We start from the raw sequence: 18507 nt of genomic DNA, 5'->3' as shown, positions 1-18507 counted from the left end.
GCCCGCCGAGTGTAGCCATCCCCCGGCGGGCGCCGGCGCCGTCATCCCCAACGCCGGCGACCCGATCAGCGTTCGAGGCCGTTCAGTTTGGAATGCCGGCGCCCGTAGGCGAAGTAGATGATCAAGCCGATCAGCAGCCAGACCACGAACCGCAGCCAGGTCTCCCAATGCAGTTGGGTGATCAGGAACAGCGAAGCGATCACCCCGATCGCAGGAACCAGCGGCATCCACGGCCGCCGCAGGGCGAAGCTGCGTTCGGCGTCCGGACGCCGGTAGTGGAACACGATCACCGCGCTGCAGACCACGACGAAGGCGGCCAGGATGCCGATGTTGGTCAGGTCGGCGACCAACCGGATCGGGAACACACCGGCCAGGAACGCCGACCCGAAGCCGGCGATCCAGGTCACCCGCTGCGGCACGCCACGCTGGTCGGTCTTGGCGAACCACTTCGGTAGCAGGCCGTCCCGGCTCATCGAATACCAGACCCGGGTGACGCCGATCATGAAGGTCAACATCACCGTCAGGATGGAGATCACCGCGAAGCCGGCGATGATCAATCCGATCGCCCGCAGTCCGACCGAGTCGAAGGCGACAGCGAACGCTGCCGCGGGATCGATCTTGGTCCAGTTCTGCATCCCGGTCAGCACCAGGGTGGCCAACACGTACAGCACCATCGCGATCGCCAGCGACAGCAGGATCGCCTTCGGCATGTGCTTCTTGCCGTCCTTGGCCTCCTCCGCCGCCGAGCTCATCGCGTCGTAGCCGAAGACGGCGAAGAAGACGGTCGCCGCGCCGGTGAAGATGGCCCCGAATCCGTTCGGTGCAAAGGGTGTGTAGTTCTCCGGCTTGATGTAGAAGGCGCCGAGAATGATCACGAACAGCACCAGCACGATCTTCAGACCGACCGCCACCAGCTCGAAACGGCCGAACGTCTTGGAGCCCCGACTGAGGATGAACGCGATCAGCAGGCAGAGCAGGATCGCCGGCAGATTGATCAAGCCCCCGTCGTCGGCGGTCGCCGAGATGGCAGCCGGGAGTTGGACCCCGAGTCCGCTGATCAACTCGTTGAGGTAGCCCGAGATGCCGATCGCGACGACCGCCACCACCGCGATGTATTCCAGCAGCAGATCCCAGCCGATGAACCAGCCGACGATCTCGCCGAGCGCGACGTAGCCGTAGGTGTAGGCCGAGCCGGCCCGCGGGATCATTCCGGAGAACTCGGCGTAGGACAGTGCGGCCGCGGCACTGGCCAGGCCGGCGATCAGGAAGGAGATCATCACCGCCGGCCCGACGCCCGGGGATCCCTCCGAACCGTGCGCGACCTCGCCGGCCAGGGTGAAGATGCCCACCCCGATGATGCCGCCGACCCCGATCGCGGTGAGTTGCCAGAGCCCGAGCGTCTTGAACAGACCGCTCCGACTGGCTTCGTCCTCGATGTCGGACAACGGCTTGCGCCGCAGAACCGATCGCGTTGTCGCCATCGCCACACTCCGTCCGCGTCGACGTGCCGACAGCGGTCGCTGTCGACCTCATGGCGTGTTGCTTTCTGTGACGGTAGCGCCGATCGACGGTCGGGGCAGGGACGCCGTACGCCGCGCCGTTGCGTGCCGTCCGGCAGTGATCTATGATCAGGTCAATCGCCTAGGGCACTCGTACAGGTCAATTGCCCTGGAGCGTGGTCAGGACACCTGATGATCAGCCGCCGACCCGCGCGGCCGACCGATCGAAGGAGCGCCGTGAGCACAACTTCCGTGGCCCGTGGAGAGGCCGTCCGGCAACGCCTGCTGGCGGCCGCGGTCGAGCTCATCGCCGAGCTGGGCTGGTCCGCCGTCAGCACCCGTCTGCTGGCCGAACGGGCCGGCGTGACGCCGAGTGTCGTGCACTATCACTATTCGTCGATGCGGGCCCTGCTCAACGAGGCGGTCCTGGAGATGATCGGTCGCGGTGTGGCCGAGCTGGACCGGCTGCTGGCGACCGCGCACACACCGGCCGAGGTCATCGACGCGATCTTCGCTGCCGCCGACCGCTACACCGGGCGGGACGACTCGACACTGGTCGCCGTCGAATCCACCCTGGCCGGCACCCGCGACCAGCAGTTGCGGGCAGATCTTCGAGCAGCATTGGACGGATTCCGGATCCGGTTCGGCGACTGGCTCGCCGAGCATCGGGTGTCGGACCCGCACGAGACGGCCGCCGTCGTCGCCGCGTCGCTCGACGGACTGGTGCTGCAACGGGCGCTGGGGGTCGAACTGCCGCGTCCGGCGACGGCCGCCGTGCTGCGCCGCCTGGTCGCGACCACTGAGCAGGAGGATCGATGAAGATCCTGATCTGTGGCGCCGGCATCGCCGGACTGGCCCTGGCCAACCGACTTGCAGTCCGCGGTTTCCAGGTGGTGCTGCTGGAGCGTTCCCGCGTCCCGCGTGAGCAGGGCTACATGATCGACTTCTTCGGACCCGGCTACGACGCGATCGAGGCGATGGGGCTGCTGCCTGCCGTCTCGGCGATCTCCTACGACCTGGACGAGGCAGTGTTGCTGGACGACCGTGGCCGGCGCCGGGCCGGTGTCGATCCCGCCCGGTTCGCAGCCGAGGCCCCGCGACTGGACCTGATGCGCCCGGACCTGGAACGTGTGCTCCGGGAGAACCTGCCGCCGTCGGTCGAACTCCGGTACGGTGCCCGGGTCACCGGCGTTGTCGACCGCGTCGATCAGGTCACGGTGATGCTGGCCGATCGGAGCACCCTGACCGGTGATCTGCTGGTCGGCGCCGACGGCATCCACTCCACCGTTCGGGAGCAGGTGTTCGGGCCCGAGGTCGACTACCTGCGCTACCTCGGCTACCAGACCGCCGCCTTCGTGTTCGACGATCCGGCGATCTACGCCGAGATCGGCGGACGGTTCTGTCTGACCGACACTGTCGGCCGTCAACTGGGTCTGTACGGGCTGCGCGACGGGCGGGTGGCCACGTACGCCGTGCACCGGACAGCGGATCCGACCCTTCCGCAGGATCCGCGAGCCGCCGTCCGCGACATCTACGCCGAGCTCGGCTGGGTCGCCCCTGCCGTCCTGCAGTCCTGCCCGCCACCCCGGGAGATGTACTACGACCTGGTCGCCCAGGCGATCGTTCCGCAGTGGAGTCGAGGACGGGTGGTGCTGGTCGGAGACGCCGGCTACGCGGTCTCGCTGTTGGCCGGGCTCGGCGCTTCGCTCGGCGTCGCCGGCGGTTACCTGCTGGCCGAGCAGCTGTTCCGGGCCCGCTCCGTCGCCGACGGGCTGGCCGGCTACGAAGCGCTCTGGCGCCCACTGGTCGAAGACAAGCAACGGTCGGCCCGGGACGCCGTGCGATGGTTCCTGCCCGAGAACACCATCCAACTCCTGGTTCGACGTGCCGCGCTACGCCTGTCGAGACTTCCGATCGTGGAGCGGCGGCTCGCCGGAATCATCGGCGGCACGTCGAGTGCGGTGATCACGAACCTGCGGGACGCCGACGCCTTCGACGTACGCCGACCGGGATGATCGCGACCGGCCGTTCGTAACCTTCCGTCAACCGAAGCTGCGTACCGTGGGTCCCATGGCGGTCAAACGCACGATCGTTCTCCTGCGCCATGCGAAGTCGGCGTGGGGACTCGACGTACCTGATCATGAACGACCACTGTCCAAACGCGGACGCCGGGACAGCATCGCGGTGGCTGAACACCTGCTCGACAACGAGATCCGACCCGACCTGGTCTGGTGCTCGACGGCGCTGCGCTCCCGGGAGACCTGGGAGCGGGCGGAGAAGGCCGGTGCGAAGGCGTCCGAGGTCAGCTACGACGACCACCTGTACGAGGCAGTCGCCCACGAACTGATGAAGGTGCTCCGCAAGACCCCGGACGAGGTGCACACCGTCCTGATGATCGGTCACTCCCCCGGTATCCCCGACCTGGTGGAGAAACTGGCTCCCCGCAAGGGCAACAAGGACCTGTGGAACCGGATGGACACCAAGTATCCGACCAGCGGACTGGCCACGCTGTCCTATCGCGGCGACTGGCCCGAGCTGGCCAAGCAATCCGCCGAGCTGCTCGGTTTCGACGTCCCGCGGGGCAAGAAACCGTCCTGATCGGCCGGCCGGCCGACGCCCGCCGGCTGGCATCCGGCTGAAGTAGGTTGACGCCCGTGTTCACGTGGGTGCATCGCGACGGCTTCGACTGGCAGCTCATCGAGCCACCCGAGGGCCAGCAGAGCGGACCGTCCGCGCCGACGTACGTCCTCGGCGTGACCTTCGGGTACGGCGCAGCGGACGAGCCGCTCACCGACCTCGGGTCCCTGCGGTGTGCGGCGGCCGTCATCCGCAGCGAACTCCGACGACCGATCGAGCTGCCGGGCGGTGGAGTCGGCACCGCCGAGGTCGAAGCCGTGGTCGGCTCGGACACCAGCACGTTCACCGTGGCCGGCAGTGTCGACGTGCTGACCGCGGCCTGGCAGGGACTCGCGCTGCTCTTCGCCGCACCGCGGATCGAGGAGGACCAGGGCCCGCTGCCCGCCCAGCCGTTCCCGTGGCCCACCGACCGCACCGTCCGCTACGGGCTGGATGCGCTCGCCCTGAACGCTCTGGAGGACGTCACCACCGACCTGGCCGCTGCGGCGCACCGCCGACTGACCGAGCTGGACCCCGCTGCCGGCCAGGTCCGCTGCACCTTCTTCACCACCTCCGAACTGCTGCTCGGGACGGCCACCGGCCCCGGCAACGGCGGTCGGCCGGGATTCGTCGCGCCGACCGTGCCGGCCGCACCGGCCGACGGTGGCCCGCCGCTGGCGGCGAACACCCGCCGGGGCAGCCTGCCCGCCCCGAACGATCAGCTGATGCTGTCCACCTCCTTGCCGTCGACGTTGGACGGCCTGGTCGCCGCACAGCTGATCGCGACTCGGTCCGGCAACACCTTCGAGGCGGTGAACGCGACCGGCCGGGACACCTTCGTGAACCTGGCCGGGATGCGCAGTGAGCACTATCTGGCGATCGGCAACGCAGCGGCGCAGTCACCGCAGGACCGGGAGCGGATCCTGCCGCTGCTGATCGACGACCTGACGACCGCCTCGGACGAGCAGATCGAGACCGAGTTGCTGTCGGTCGCCATGGACGTCAGTCCCGGCTGGGCGCGCCGAAGCCGGACCCTCGGGCTGGACGACGCAGCACCGACCGTCGCCGGTGTCCGGCAGGCCCTGCGATCCGGTTCGGACGGGGTGCACCTGGCCCTCGTTGCCGGCCGACCGGCGCCGGAGGCGTTCCCGATGCTGCGGGAGCAGTTGCCTCCGGAGAAGGGCAAGACCTTCCATTCCTGGGGTAGACAACGGCTGACGGCCGGCTACTCGACGGCGGTGGCAGATGTGCGGATCGGCCGACGGACGCTGACGACCTACCAGAACGGCAACGTCGACGGCCGCAAGGTGCCGGCGGTGTTCCAGCAGATCGACCTGAACGACGCGGGTCTGGTGATCGCCGATCCTGCCGGACGGACCACGATCGTGGACCGCGCGCTGCGTTCGCTCGACCTGATGGTGTCGGGCTTCCGCGGATCGCAGAAATTGCAGCGGCAACTCGACGATCGGCTCCGCGACGTCCCCGTCCTGCGCGTTGCGACCAGCCCGATCGACATCGAGACCCATCGGCAAGCGATCCGTCGAGCAAAACGGCTGTGGGTGTTCGCCTTCGTCGGCCCGATCCTGGTGATGGCGGTGTTGATCGGCGCTGCGGTCGCCCAGCAACTCGCCACCGACGATCCGATCGACCTCGACACCTCCGTCGGCGAGTCCGCCAAGCTCAGCAACGGCACCGTGATCACCGTCACCGAAGTCGATCCGGTGGTGCACGACCATGACGCCACGGTACGAGTGCACGTGCGGTTCTGCGCCGGGAAGGACACCGATGCCGACGGCGCGCCGGCCGACGTCCGCCGCCGGGTCTCACCGTCGGACTTCGCCTTCTACGACGGGTATGCGACCGGTCAGCGGACGACGACCAGCACCGAACTGCCGCGCCGAACCCTCGCATCGGGCGAGTGTGTCGAGGGCGATGTCGGCTTCCGGGCGATGAGTTACACCGGCGGTCAGGACAAGGTCTCCTACCGCAACGAGGTCGGCGACAAGATCCTGTGGAGGCAGTGACGGCGGGCCAACCCTCCGGGCGGCCGACTTCGAACTGCCGGTAGGTTGTCCGGTCATGATCGAGCCGACCATGATCAACAACTCCGTCGAGGCCGATGCCCGGGTACGTACCGGAGCGGACCGGGTGGCGAGCGATCCGGCCCTGCTCGGCGATCCGGGACGCCGCTATGGGCTGCTCACCAACTACACCGGCGTGCTGTCCGATCTGACACCGACCGGGGTCGGCCTGCTCCGCGCCGGGGTCCGGCTGACCGCGCTGTTCGGTCCCGAGCACGGCCTCCGCGGCTCCGCGCAGGCCGGCTTCAGCGAAGATCAGGACCTCGATCCCGACACCGGACTTCCGGTCTTCGACAGCTATCTGCGCACCGGGCCGCAACTCACCGAACTGCTCGACGCCTCCGAGGTCGAGGCCGTGATCATCGACCTGCAGGACATCGGCGCCCGGTTCTACACCTACCTGTGGAGCCTGTACGACCTGATGATCGCTGCCGCGACGACCGAGCGTCCGGTGATCATCCTGGACCGGCCGAATCCGATCGGCGGGGTCCGCGCCGGCGGTGCCAGCCTGGACCGCGGCTACGCCAGCTTCGTCGGCCGGGTGCCGATCCCGATCCGGCACGGACTCACGCTGGCCGAACTCGCCCGGCACCTCAATGATCAGGAGATCGCTGCAGTGGCCGGCCGACCGGCCCGGCTCTCGACCGTGCCGATGACCGGCTGGCGACGCTCCGATCATTTCGATCGGACCGGGCTGGTGTGGGTGCCGCCGTCGCCGAACATCCCGACCCTGCAGACCGCGATCAGCTACGTCGGAAGCTGCCTGTTCGAAGGAACCAACCTCAGCGAGGGCCGCGGGACCACGACCCCGTTCGAGACATTCGGCGCGCCGTGGATCGACGGTCGGCTCACCGCGGCGCTCCGGGAACGGCGGCTGCCCGGCGTGCTCTGGCGGGACGTGTCGTTCGTCCCCACCTTCTCCAAGTATGCCGGCACCGGCTGCCGCGGGGTCGGACTGCATGTCATCGACCGGGACAGCTACCGGCCGATCGAGACGACCTTGATCATGATGGAGATCCTCGGCTCGCTGTACCCCGAGTTCGGGCTGCGCGAGCCCGGCGCCGGCGTCGACAACCCCGGCGAGTCGCACGCCCTGGACCGGCTGTGGGGCAGCGCCGAGCTTCGACAGCGGATCGCCGACCGGCGTCCTCTCCTCGGGTTGCTCGACGGCCAGCCGGCTTCGCCCCTCGACTGGGCCGACCGTGGCGTCCTGCTGTACGACGAGGACCCTGGCCCCGTCGAAGGCTCCTGAGCCCGTGGAAGGCTCCTGAGCCTGTCGAAGGCCCCTGAGCTCTCAGGGCACTGCCGACCCGAGGTAAATATTCACCACTTGTCTCGGACGGCGGGATACTTCTTGCCCGAGCGGAGTGGCATCAATACAGTCCCCGGAATGATCATCCGTTCGTTCCGCGCCGGAGACGGTCCAGACCTCGCCTCCTGCTGGACCAGGTCGGCGCCGCAGGACCCGATCGGGTATCGCCGCTTCCGCGACATGTTCCTGCTCGACCGCAGCTTCGACCCCGCCGGTCTCAAGATCGCCGAGGTCGACGGCACCGTGGTCGGCGCTGCGTACGCGGTCCGTCGGCTGATCCCGGAGAGCGGTGACGATCTGCAGCCGGACGCGGGCTGGATCCCCTTCTTCTTCGTGCATCCCGATCATCGGGGCCACGGCGTCGGCCGGCAGTTGCTGCAGTCGGCACTGGACTGGCTGGCCGATCTCGGCCGCAGCACGACCTACTTCAGCTCCTACACGCCGAACTACTTCCTGCCCGGCCTGGACGCCGACCGCTACCCAGCAGCCGACCGGCTGCTGCGTGCCCTCGGCTTCGAGACCCAGTACCGCTGCGTTGCGATGGATGCCTCGCTGCAGGACTATCGGATCCCCGACGACGTCGTCGCCCTGATCGATCGGCAGCGTGGGTCCGGATACCGGTTCGGCCCGCCGACCGATGACGAACTGGTCGGCCTGATCGACATCGCCGGTGCGGAGTTCAACGCCGACTGGGCCCGCGGCATCCGGGAGGCCGTGCTGGACGGGATGCCGCTGGACCGGATCATGATGGCCTGGGATCCGGACGGCAACCCGCTCGGCTGGGCGATGTTCGGCACCTACGAGCACGTCATCGAACGCTTCGGGCCGTTCGGTGTCCTGCCGGCCAGCCGCGGACTCGGGCTGGGCAAGGTGCTGCTGCACCTGACCCTGGAGCAAATGCGGGCCGCCGGAGCGCACAGTGCCTGGTTCCTGTGGACCGAACCGACCTCGGCCGCCGGCCGGCTCTACCTGAAGTCCGGCTTCGACATCACTCGGACCTTCACCGTGATGCGGCGGACCGCACCGAGCTCATGATCACGTCTGGCCGCCGTGGTCGGGGTGTGATGATCATCGCGATGATCATGATCGTCGCGATGACCGGCTGCACCGTCGGACGGACCGACGACGGCGACGGACCGGTGACGCTGACGATCCTCAGTCACTACGGCAGCGATCCGTCCAAGACCGAGCTGCAGAAGATGGTCGATCGGTGGAACGCCGCCCACGACGACATCAAGGTCCGCAACGAGTACGTCAACTTCACCGATCTGCTGACAACGCTCAACGTCCGTCAGACCGGTGGCCGCGGAGCAGACATCCTCAGTGCGTACGGGCTGTGGGGCGGCAACCTTGCCGCATCCGGTGTGCTGGCCCGGCCGCCGGCAGCTGTCGCCGACGACATCCAGCAGAACTACAACACCGCAGCCCGTGGCGCCGTGACCGGCACCGATGGACGGATCTACGGTTATCCGACCGAGCTGAACACCTATGTGTTGTTCTACAACAAGAAGATCTTCGCCGAGAACGGGATCAGCCGGCCACCGCGGACCTGGGACGAGCTGAAACAGGTCGCCAAGAAGGTCAGCCGGAAGGACCGCGCCGGCAACGTCACGACCGAGGGCATCTCGCTGATCCAGGACGGCGACAACGAGAGCGTGCATCCCTATCTGTCGCTGCTGGATTCGGCCGGAGGCCAGTTCCTGGACGACAACGGCCGGGCCGCATTCGACAACGAGACCGGTCGGTCGGCGCTGCAGCTGGAAAATGATCTTGTCGCAGCCGGCGTCAGTCACCCGGAGATCTCGCCGGGCCAGCAGTTCCCCACCGGCCGGGTCGCGATGGCCATCCAGGCCGGCTGGTGGCTAGGCAGCCTGAAGGCCCAGATGGGCGAGGACTACGCCGACGTCGGCACCGCGCCGATCCCGGGACCACGTGCCGGGCAGCACGGATCGCTGGCCTACGGCTTCTTCCTCGGCGTCAACGCACGGAGCAAGCACCAAGCCGCCAGCTGGGAGTTCCTGCAGTGGTTGAACTCCCATCGGACGGCGAAGGGCATCACCGGGATGGACGCGATGATGACCGGGATGGGCGAGCTGCCGACCCGCACCGACGACGCGCAGCAGCTCGCCGGTTCGCTGGACGATCCCAACCTGAAGCCCGTCTACGAGGCGATCGACTACGCGATGGCCGAGCCCAGCGTCACCGGCGCCTACCAGTCCAAGACCGACCTGCACACCCAGCTGATGACGACGCTGGTGCAGCAGACCCCACCGGCGCAGACGTTGGGCACGGCGGCCGACCAGATCGATGTCCGGGAGTGAGCAGCAGACCATGGTTGCCCTGACCGGTGCCCGAGCCGGCACCGAGACCACCCAGCGGTCGCGCGGCCTGCCGATCGCGCTGCGCCGGGAACGCCGGGCCGCCTGGGCGTTCCTGACGCCGGCACTGGCCTTCTTCGCCGTGTTCCTGGTGCTGCCGTTCGGCTTCGCCGCCGTACTGGCGTTCTCCACTTGGACCGGCTTCGACCTGTCCCGGATCGACTTCACCGGGCTGCACAACTTCGCCGAGATCCTCAGCCCGCGGAGCACCTTCGTCGCGCCGATCCTGGTCAACACGCTGCTGTTCGCGATCGGCGCGGTGGCGATGGCGACCGTCGGTGCGATCATCGTCGCCGGCTGTATCGACCGGCTGCGGTTCCAGGGATTCTGGCGGGCCGTCTACTTCCTGCCGGTGGTCGCCACCGTGGTCGCGATCGGCAACGTCTGGAAGATGATGTATCAGCCGGCCGGGTTGATCAACGGACTGTTGAACCGCCTCGGCGTCAATTCGATCGGCTTTCTCAGCGATCCCGACATCGCCCTGCCGTCGGTGGCCGTGGTCCAAGCCTGGGCTTCGATCGGCACCGCGGTCCTGATCCTGACCGCCGGCCTGAAGGGCATCGACCAGACCTACTACGAGGCCGCGGCACTGGACGGCGCCGGGACCTTCAGCACCTTCCTGCAGATCACCCTGCCGCTGCTACGGCCGTCGCTGCTGTTCGTGCTGATCACCCAGTTCATCGGCGGTCTGCAGTCCTTCGCGCTGATCATCGTGATGACCACCGACGGCGGACCGATCAACTCCACCAACGTCGCCGCCTTCGAGATGTATCAGCAGGCGTTCAAATTCGGCGCCTGGGGAACGGCCAGCGCGATGGCGATGGTGCTGTTCGTGATCATCTTCGTGATCACCCTGATCCAGCTCTGGATCGCCCGGCTCGGCGGGGAGGAGACGTCGTGAGCAGGTTTGCGGGCAGTCGCCGGTTGCGGCTGGGCTGGCTGGCCTATCTGGTGGTGATCGCCGGCGGTGTCACCATGGTGCTGCCCTTCCTGGACATGGTGATGAGTTCGTTCAAGGGACCCGACGAGTACGGGCTGTTGCCCTATCACCTGCTGCCGAAGAATTTCGATCTGGAGAACTATCGACTCGCCTTCTCCCAACTCGATCTTGGCCGGCTGTTCGCCAACAGTGTGATCGTCACCGTCTCGGTCACCCTGTTGGTGTTGATCACCTCCAGCATGGCCGGCTACGCACTGGCCAAGCTCCGCTTCCGCGGTCGTTCGGTGCTGTTCCGGTTCATCCTGGCCACCATGATGCTGCCGCCGTTCCTGCTGCTGATCCCGGACTTCATGATCATGCTGAACTGGCCGCTGGTCGGCGGCAACAACCTCCTCGGCCGGGGCGGCGACGGTGGCATGACCACCAGCATCGTGTCGCTGATCCTGCCGTTCGCGGTGAACGGGTTCGGCATCTTCCTGGTCCGGCAGTTCATGATCGGCATCCCCGACGAGCTGCTCGAGGCGGCCCGGATCGACGGCGCCGGCGAGTTCCAACTCTGGCTGCGGATCATCCTGCCGCAGATCCGGCCGGTGGCCACCACGCTCGCGCTGATCACCTTCGTCGGGCAGTGGAACGAATACATCTGGACCCTGCTGATCTCCTCGGCCAACCCTGACCTGATGACCCTGCCGGTCGGCGTCCAACTCCTGCAAGGATTCCTGGACCCCAACCGCACGATGCCGATCGTGATGGCCGGCCTGGTGATCAGCACCATCCCGGTGCTGGTGGTGTTCCTGGCCTTCCAGCGCTATTACGTCCGCGGCATCGTGATGTCGGGCATGAAATGATCTTGAGCCCGAAAATGATCTTGACCCGAGATACCACCAACACCCAACAGAAGGACGACTTCGATGAGTAGCACGGTGCTCGCCGTCGGCGGACACATCGGCGACATGGATCTGACCGCCGGACCGACCCTGGCCAAGACCGTCCTGGACGGCGGCCGGGCGATCATCGTCGCCCTCACCTACGGCGAACGCGGGCATCCCAGGATGACTCCGGACGACTACCGGGTGCAGAAGGTCGACGAAGGCAAGGCGTTCGCCGACGCGATCGGTGCCGAGTTCCACGTCTTCGACATCAGTGACGGTTTCCTGGAGGTCACCGACGAGGTCGCCGGTCGGCTGGCCGCGCTGATCCGCGAGACCACTCCGGACGTGTTGATCGCCCATTGGAACCGGAGCATTCATCGTGATCATGAACACGCCGCCCAGCTCGCCGAACGGGCCCGCTTCCTGGCCTCGCTGCCGACCGACGACGGGACGCTGCCGACGGATGCTCCGCGCCACGGGATCGGCCGCTTCCTGCATGCGGAGAACTGGGAGGATGCCGACGGATTCGTCCCCGACACGTACGTGCCGATCCCCGACGAGCCGTTCGAGGTGTGGCGGGCAGCGATCCAGGGCCAGGCCTTCGCCCGGGGTGAGACCTACGGTTTCCGCTACATCGACTACTACACGGCGTTGCTGACGATGCGCGGCTGCCTGGCCGGCCACAGCCGGGCGGCAGCGTTCAAGCAGGCCGGCTCGGCGTCCCAGACGCTGGCCGGCCCCTGACCCGCCCCCTTGCCGCGCACTTTTGATGGCCTCGCGGAGAGTAGGACGTGCGCGGGGACAGCAAAAGTGCGCGGGAACGGGTCAGGTGGGGGGCCAGGGATCGCCCCAGTCGGTACGTCGGGCGGCCTTGTAGTCACCAGCGTCGCGTTTGGCGACGGTGAGGTCGGAGATGTCGCCGGCGGATCGGCAGACCTCCAGCAGCACTCGCCCCTTCGGCTGCCGCGGGTGCCGCAGCACCCGGCCGGCGGCAGGGCGGAGCGGTGACGCGGCCGGCACCGCCACCAGATAGCTGAACTTCTCGTCCTCGTAGCCGAGCTCGGCACCCTTGGCGCGTCGATGGGTTGCGCTGCGATTCACCCGGGCAGCGAAGTGACACCAGTCCCGATCCTGACCGCTCCACGGACAGCGGTGATCATGCGGGCAGGGGGCGATGATCCGCATCCCGGCGGCGATCAGCTGATCCCGGGCGGCGATGATCCGTCGATAGCCGTTCTTGGTGCCGGGCTCGACGATGATCAACAGCTGTCCGGCTGCGGCGGCAGCGGCGGCCACCACCTGCTGCTGCAGGACCGGCTCGATCTCGCTGAGCAGGTAGCCGACGGTGATCACGTCCGCCGTCGGCAGGGTCGTCGCGCCGGTCAGCACCGTCGGCTGCCAGCGCGCTCCCCGGACCGAACGCTGGTCGGCGGCCGCCGCCAACCGCTGCCCCAGCGCGATCGCAGCCGGTGCCTGCTCCAGCACGGTCTGGGTGTGCAGCCGTGGCCACCGGTCGGCAACCGCCCACAACGCCGCCCCGGTGCCGCCCGCGACATCCAGATGGCTGCCGATCTCGCCGGCGTCCGGAAGTTGATCAAGGACGGCGGCGATGGCCGCGTAGGTCGCCGGCATCCGGTAGGCGGCGTAGGCGCGGGCCTCGAGGTCGCCGGCCATGATCGGTTCCCCCGGCCGGGCCGGCCGGTCGGCCTGATAGCGGTCGATCAACCGTCCGGTGGTGCTGCCGAGTTGATCATGGTTACTGCGCCGGGTCTCGCGGACCAGCGCCTGCGCGAGATCGCCGGGCAGCTCTGTCATCGACCCTCGACCAACGCGGCGGTCAGCCGCTCACCGTGCTCCTCGAGCCAGCTGCCGCGACGCCGGATCTGGTCTCCGATGCCGTCGTCCCACATCCGCGCCCAGCCACCGCCGAGCCGCTCGGCCCGATCGCGCATCAGATGCCAGGACCGTTCGGTGCCGTAGCGCAGGTCCTCGACCAGATCGGCGCGATCATGATCATCAAGCCCGTACGCGTCGACGAAGGTGCGCGCCCGGGCGAACACGTCCACGTCCTGCAGCAGCCGATCACGATCGGCCGGGTCGGCGATCGGCGCCCAGTAGACCAGCGCCCCCTGGACCTCCTGCATCCGGGTCGACGGCCGGGCCAGGTCGAAATCGATCAGACCGACGGCGCGGCCGTCGCGGAAGACGACGTTCTCCGGTGTCACGTCGCGATGCCCGATGAACGTCGCGGGATAGCTGCGGGGCGGTGGGATCCCGGGCGGGTCGGGATTGATCTCGCCGGTGATGTCGGGCAATCCGAAGTCGATCATGGCGTCGTCGAAGGATCGCAGCAGCCGGGCGACCGACTGCAGGCGATCCTGATCGGCGATCCAGTCCGGCCGGGGACGGCCCGCGACCTCACCGTCGAGGTAGCTCAGCACGAGTCGATCGGCGTCGTCGACGCCGAGGAAGCGCGGCGCACCGGCGAAGCCGACCGCTTCCAGATGATCAAGCACGGCGATCACCAGTGGCGAGTTGTCGACCGGTGGACGGCGGACGGTGTCACCGACCCGGACCAGCCCCTCGGTGACGTCACCGCCGAGCAACGGAATCTCAGCACCGTTGCCCGGCGGTTCGACGTACTTCTTCACCACAGTTGGGAGATCAGTAGCGGTACAGCTCCGGCTTGTACGGGCCCTCGACCGGAACGCCGAGGTAGTCGGCCTGGGTCTTGGTCAGCTCGGTGAGCTTGACGCCGAGCGCATCCAGGTGCAGTCGGGCGACCTTCTCGTCCAGCGCCTTGGGCAACGTGTAGACCTCGGTCGGGTATTCGTCGGGCTTGGTGAACAGCTCGATCTGGGCCAGCACCTGGTTGGTGAAGGAGTTGCTCATCACGAAGCTCGGGTGACCGGTGGCGTTGCCCAGGTTGAGCAGCCGGCCCTCGCTCAGCACGATGATCGAGTGCGCCTTGTCGGTGCCGGCCTCGAAGGTCCACTCGTGCACCTGCGGCTTGATCTCGACCCGCTCGACGCCCGCGATCTTGGCCAGCCCGGCCATGTCGATCTCGTTGTCGAAGTGGCCGATGTTGCCGACGATGGCCTGATGCTTCATCCGGCTCATCTGGTCGGCGGTGATCACACCGAGGCAACCGGTGGTGGTGATGAAGATGTCGCCGTACGGCAGCGCCTCCTCCAGGGTGGTCACCTGGTAGCCGTCCATCGCCGCCTGCAGCGCGCAGATCGGGTCGATCTCGGTGACGATCACCCGGGCGCCCTGGCCGCGCAGCGACTCCGCGCTGCCCTTGCCGACGTCGCCGTACCCACAGACCACCGCGACCTTGCCGCCGATCAGCACGTCGGTGGCCCGGTTGATGCCGTCGACCAGCGAGTGCCGGCAGCCGTACTTGTTGTCGAACTTGGACTTGGTGACCGAGTCGTTGACGCTGATCGCCGGGAACAGCAGCGACCCCTCGCGGGCCATCTCATACAGCCGGTGGACGCCGGTGGTGGTCTCCTCGGTGACGCCCTGGATGGCCGAGCCGATCTCCACCCAGCGGGACTTGCCGGAGCCGATCGACTTCTTCAGCAGCGCCAGGATGACGCCGAGCTCCTCCGGGTCGTCGGCGCCGGGCTCGGGAACCGTGCCGGACTTCTCGTACTCGACACCCTTGTGCACCAGCAGCGTTGCGTCGCCGCCGTCGTCCAGGATCATGTTGGGGACGGCGTCACCCCAGTTGAAGATCTGCTCGGTGCACTCCCAGTACTCCTCCAGCGACTCGCCCTTCCAGGCGAACACCGGAACGCCCTTCGGATCCTGGGGCGTGCCGTCCTTGCCGACGACGACGGCGGCGGCCGCGTGGTCCTGGGTGGAGAAGATGTTGCAGCTGGCCCAGCGCACCTCGGCACCGAGCGCGGTCAGGGTCTCGATCAGCACCGCGGTCTGCACCGTCATGTGGATCGATCCGGCGATCCGAGCGCCGGTCAGCGGCTTGCTGTCCCCGAACTCGGCCCGCATGGCCATCAGGCCGGGCATCTCGTGCTCGGCGAGGGTGATCTCCTTGCGGCCGTAGTCGGCCAGGCTCAGATCTGCGACGCGATAATCCATGGGTGTCACCCTAAGCCGCGCGCGCGTATATCGGAACTCGGAACATCCGGTTCAGCCGGGTTCGCCGTTCCGCAGCCGGTCGGCAGGTGTCGTCCGCAATTCTTCCCGCGGCACCAGCCAGACGTCGATGGTGAACGGCGACCAGCCGCAGTTGACGCCTTCGAGCTTGCGCGGCACATAGACCTCGAACCAGACCGCGGTCCGATCGGTGTCCATCCAGACCCGGCTGCGCTGCATGCATTTGCCGTAGCCGCCGAGCACCAGGAAGCCGCTGTCCAGGTCGGCCGCCTCGACCGCGGACCGGTCCAACTCGTCGGGCAACCGGTCCAGAAATCGCTGCCGGTCCGCATCGTCGGCCAGCACCACCGTGCCGTCGATCGACACCGTGGTGATCCGCTGGTCGTCGGCCTGTGACCACGAGGTGAGCAGCCGACCGACCTCGGACCTGCCGTCGACCAGCGCACAGCCTGCCGTCATCGCCAGCAGCAGCAGGACCGCGGTCAGACGCGGCAACGGAGGTCGCATCCCTCCAGGGTGCCCGGTCCGCGGTCCAGGTGCGGCCGTCCGGTGATCGATACGGGTTCTGAATTCCAGCACTTTTCACTGTTGGACTAATCGATCGGGCTGCGGAAGGCTGCTCGTCATGGAGTACACGCATCTGGGCCGTACCGGCCTCTCCGTCTCGCGACTCTGCCTGGGCACGATGAATTTCGGTCCGCAGACGTCGGAGTCCGACTCGCACAAGATCATGGACACCGCGCACGGTGTCGGCATCAACTTCTTCGATACCGCCAACGTCTACGGCCGGCAGGTCAGCGTCGGCAAGACCGAGGAGATCCTCGGCAGCTGGTTCGCCCAGGGTGGCGGCCGGCGGGAGCGCACCGTGCTGGCCACCAAGCTCTACGGCGACATGCCGTACGAGGGTGCCCCGGAAGCCGGCTGGCCGAACTCGGGCAGGCTGTCCGCGCTGAACATCCGCCGGGCCATCGACGAGAGCCTGAAGCGGCTGCAGACCGACCACATCGACCTGATCCAGTTCCACCACGTCGATCGGGAAACCCCGTGGGAGGAGATCTGGCAGGCCTGCGAGGTCGCCGTCGGTCAGGGCAAGATCCTCTACGTCGGCTCGTCGAACTTCTCCGGTTGGCACATCGCCCAGGCCCAGGCCGCCGCCGAGAAGCGCAACTTCGTCGGCCTGGTCAGCGAGCAGTCCTTCTACAACCTGATCGTCCGCGACATCGAACGCGAGGTGATCCCGGCGGCGCAGCACTACGGCCTCGGCGTGATCCCGTGGTCGCCGCTGAACGGTGGCCTGCTCGGTGGCGTGCTGAAGAAGGAACGCGACGGCGTACGGCGCTACGAGGGTCGCGCCAAGGATGCGCTGGAGAGCCATCGTGACGCACTGACCGAATACGAGAACCTGGCCGCCGACCTCGGTGTCGAGCCGGGCGACCTCGGCCTGGCCTGGCTGCTGCACCGGCCGGGCATCACCGGCCCGATCATCGGACCGCGGACCGCCGATCAGCTGGACAGCGCCGTACGAGCGGTCGATCTCAAGCTGGAGCAGTCCACGCTGGACCGACTGGATCAGATCTTCCCGGGCCACAAGACCGCCCCGGAGGACTACGCCTGGTGAGCTGACTCACCACCACGGTCATCCCGCCCCCGGATCTCGACGCACCACCGGGCTCACCATCGCGTCGAGGCCCGAGGGCGGGATTTTGCCTTTCCGTGTCCGGCTCTCGCCGTTGCGTGCCACAAACCTGCGTTGTCGGTGCTCCCGCGGCAGATTCGGTACTAGTACGGATGCGACAGCCGGATCGCGGCGGCAGGGTGAACACCGAGCCGTCGGACCGTGGGGAGGACGCGATGACCGATACCGAGCCGGTCCTGCACCAGGTGTCGTTCGAGCGCGCCGAACCCGAGGTCGCGTCCGATACCGACCTGCTGGAGCACATCCTCGGCACCCAGGATCGGATGCCGGGCGTCCGACGGATCCGGGACTGGGCCCGCGCCGAGCTGTCGATACGGCCCGGTCAGACGGTGGTCGATGTCGGCTGCGGATTGGGCACCGAGCTGCTGGAGCTGGCCGATCTGGTCGGCGCACACGGGATGGCGTACGGAATCGAGCCGCATCCCGGGCTGCGCGGCCACGCACTGCGCCGGGCTGCCGGACGGGAGCAGGTCCGGATCATCGACGGCGACGCCGGCGCGTTGCCGCTCGCCGCGGGATCGGTGGACGCGGTGACCTGCGAACGGGTCTTCCAACACCTGCACGATCCGCAGGCTGCGGCCGACGAGTTCGCTCGCATCCTCACACCGGGTGGCCGCGTCGTGCTGATCGACACCGACTGGGAGACCTTCGTGGTGTCGGTCGGCCGCCCCGGCGTGGTGGCCCGCGCGATCGCCGCCTTCCGCCGCCGGCTGCCCAATCCCCGGGCCGGTCGGCTGCTGCGCTGTCAACTGGCCCGGGCCGGTCTGCTGGTCGATCCGGACGTCGTCGGCACCCTGATCGTCTGGTCCGACGAGGCGCTGCGCGCCATGGAACTGCTGCGCGTCCAGTTGGAGATGGCGATCGCCGACGGCACCCTGACCCGCGACGAGGCCGACGACTTCGAGAGCGAACTGATCCGCGCCGTCGACGCCGGGGAGGCCTTCTGCTCGGTGACGATGTACGGCGTCCTGGCTCGCAAGCCCGGTTGACG

Annotated in this window: 17 protein-coding genes; 12 read left to right on the top strand and 5 right to left on the bottom strand. The window is 67.9% G+C overall.

The genetic code is table 11. The annotated features are described in order from the left end of the window. Positions 1–65 precede the first annotated feature (65 nt). The gene (locus BLU38_RS20455) at positions 66–1481 is read right to left on the bottom strand and encodes an amino acid permease (RefSeq protein ID WP_091527273.1); all 1416 of its coding nucleotides are present in this window, start codon (positions 1479–1481) and stop codon (positions 66–68) included. 255 nt (positions 1482–1736) lie between these two features. On the opposite strand from BLU38_RS20455, the gene BLU38_RS20450 reads away from it, so the two are divergent. The 10 genes from BLU38_RS20450 to BLU38_RS20405 all read left to right on the top strand — a co-directional run bounded on the left by BLU38_RS20450 (position 1737) and on the right by BLU38_RS20405 (position 12442). Then, a complete protein-coding gene (locus BLU38_RS20450; RefSeq protein WP_197679796.1) occupies positions 1737–2318 on the top strand; it encodes a TetR/AcrR family transcriptional regulator in 582 nt (193 codons plus the stop codon). Continuing rightward, positions 2315–3514: an FAD-dependent monooxygenase gene (locus BLU38_RS20445; protein WP_091527271.1), complete on the top strand. Its 1200-nt coding sequence runs from the start codon at positions 2315–2317 to the stop codon at positions 3512–3514. The genes BLU38_RS20450 and BLU38_RS20445 overlap by 4 nt, the downstream gene beginning before the upstream one ends. 55 nt (positions 3515–3569) lie before the next feature. Next, positions 3570–4097: a SixA phosphatase family protein gene (locus tag BLU38_RS20440; protein WP_091527270.1), complete on the top strand. Its 528-nt coding sequence runs from the start codon at positions 3570–3572 to the stop codon at positions 4095–4097. A gap of 56 nt (positions 4098–4153) precedes the next feature. Then, complete coding sequence (locus BLU38_RS20435) at positions 4154–6139, top strand: hypothetical protein (protein WP_091527269.1); 1986 nt, start codon at positions 4154–4156, stop codon at positions 6137–6139. A gap of 55 nt (positions 6140–6194) precedes the next feature. Further along, on the top strand, positions 6195–7448 hold the full coding sequence (locus BLU38_RS20430; protein ID WP_197679795.1) for an exo-beta-N-acetylmuramidase NamZ family protein: 1254 nt from the start codon (positions 6195–6197) through the stop codon (positions 7446–7448). A gap of 138 nt (positions 7449–7586) precedes the next feature. After that, positions 7587–8543 carry a GNAT family N-acetyltransferase gene (locus tag BLU38_RS20425; protein WP_091527268.1) on the top strand — a complete coding sequence of 319 codons (957 nt, stop codon included), beginning with the start codon at positions 7587–7589 and terminating at the stop codon, positions 8541–8543. Positions 8544–8584: 41 nt separating this feature from the next. Continuing rightward, positions 8585–9829, top strand: a complete 1245-nt coding sequence (locus tag BLU38_RS20420; RefSeq protein ID WP_231919955.1) for an ABC transporter substrate-binding protein — start codon at positions 8585–8587, stop codon at positions 9827–9829. 10 nt (positions 9830–9839) lie between these two features. Next, complete coding sequence (locus BLU38_RS20415) at positions 9840–10787, top strand: carbohydrate ABC transporter permease (RefSeq protein WP_091527267.1); 948 nt, start codon at positions 9840–9842, stop codon at positions 10785–10787. Then, positions 10784–11674 (top strand): carbohydrate ABC transporter permease, encoded by an 891-nt coding sequence (locus tag BLU38_RS20410; protein ID WP_231919954.1) that lies wholly within the window; start codon positions 10784–10786, stop codon positions 11672–11674. Before BLU38_RS20415 ends, BLU38_RS20410 begins: the two co-directional genes overlap by 4 nt. 63 nt (positions 11675–11737) lie before the next feature. Beyond that, positions 11738–12442 (top strand): PIG-L deacetylase family protein, encoded by a 705-nt coding sequence (locus BLU38_RS20405; protein ID WP_091527266.1) that lies wholly within the window; start codon positions 11738–11740, stop codon positions 12440–12442. An 81-nt stretch (positions 12443–12523) separates the two neighbouring features. Here the strand turns inward: BLU38_RS20405 and BLU38_RS20400 are convergent, their stop codons facing one another. From BLU38_RS20400 to BLU38_RS20385, 4 genes are read right to left on the bottom strand one after another with little or no spacing between them, the layout of a single operon-like run. Further along, positions 12524–13513 (bottom strand): small ribosomal subunit Rsm22 family protein, encoded by a 990-nt coding sequence (locus BLU38_RS20400; RefSeq protein ID WP_091527265.1) that lies wholly within the window; start codon positions 13511–13513, stop codon positions 12524–12526. Next, positions 13510–14352, bottom strand: coding sequence for a phosphotransferase (locus tag BLU38_RS20395; protein WP_197679794.1), 843 nt, complete (start codon positions 14350–14352; stop codon positions 13510–13512). The genes BLU38_RS20400 and BLU38_RS20395 overlap by 4 nt, the downstream gene beginning before the upstream one ends. A gap of 10 nt (positions 14353–14362) precedes the next feature. Next, entirely contained in the window at positions 14363–15802 is a 1440-nt protein-coding gene (gene ahcY, locus BLU38_RS20390; protein ID WP_091527263.1) for an adenosylhomocysteinase, read from the bottom strand. A 51-nt stretch (positions 15803–15853) separates the two neighbouring features. Then, positions 15854–16327, bottom strand: coding sequence for a hypothetical protein (locus BLU38_RS20385; RefSeq protein WP_091527262.1), 474 nt, complete (start codon positions 16325–16327; stop codon positions 15854–15856). Between the two features lie 118 nt (positions 16328–16445). Here BLU38_RS20385 and BLU38_RS20380 point away from each other — a divergent pair, with 118 nt between their 5' ends. Further along, positions 16446–17438, top strand: a complete 993-nt coding sequence (locus tag BLU38_RS20380; RefSeq protein ID WP_091527261.1) for an aldo/keto reductase — start codon at positions 16446–16448, stop codon at positions 17436–17438. Between the two features lie 233 nt (positions 17439–17671). Next, the gene (locus BLU38_RS20375) at positions 17672–18505 is read left to right on the top strand and encodes a methyltransferase domain-containing protein (protein WP_172836191.1); all 834 of its coding nucleotides are present in this window, start codon (positions 17672–17674) and stop codon (positions 18503–18505) included. The last annotated feature ends 2 nt before the right edge of the window (positions 18506–18507 follow it).

Source organism: Microlunatus soli (genome assembly GCF_900105385.1).
Classification (GTDB): Bacteria; Actinomycetota; Actinomycetes; order Propionibacteriales; family Propionibacteriaceae; genus Microlunatus; species Microlunatus soli.
The sequence above is the reverse complement of the archived record's forward strand: the minus strand, read 5'-3'. Positions and strand labels throughout refer to the sequence as shown.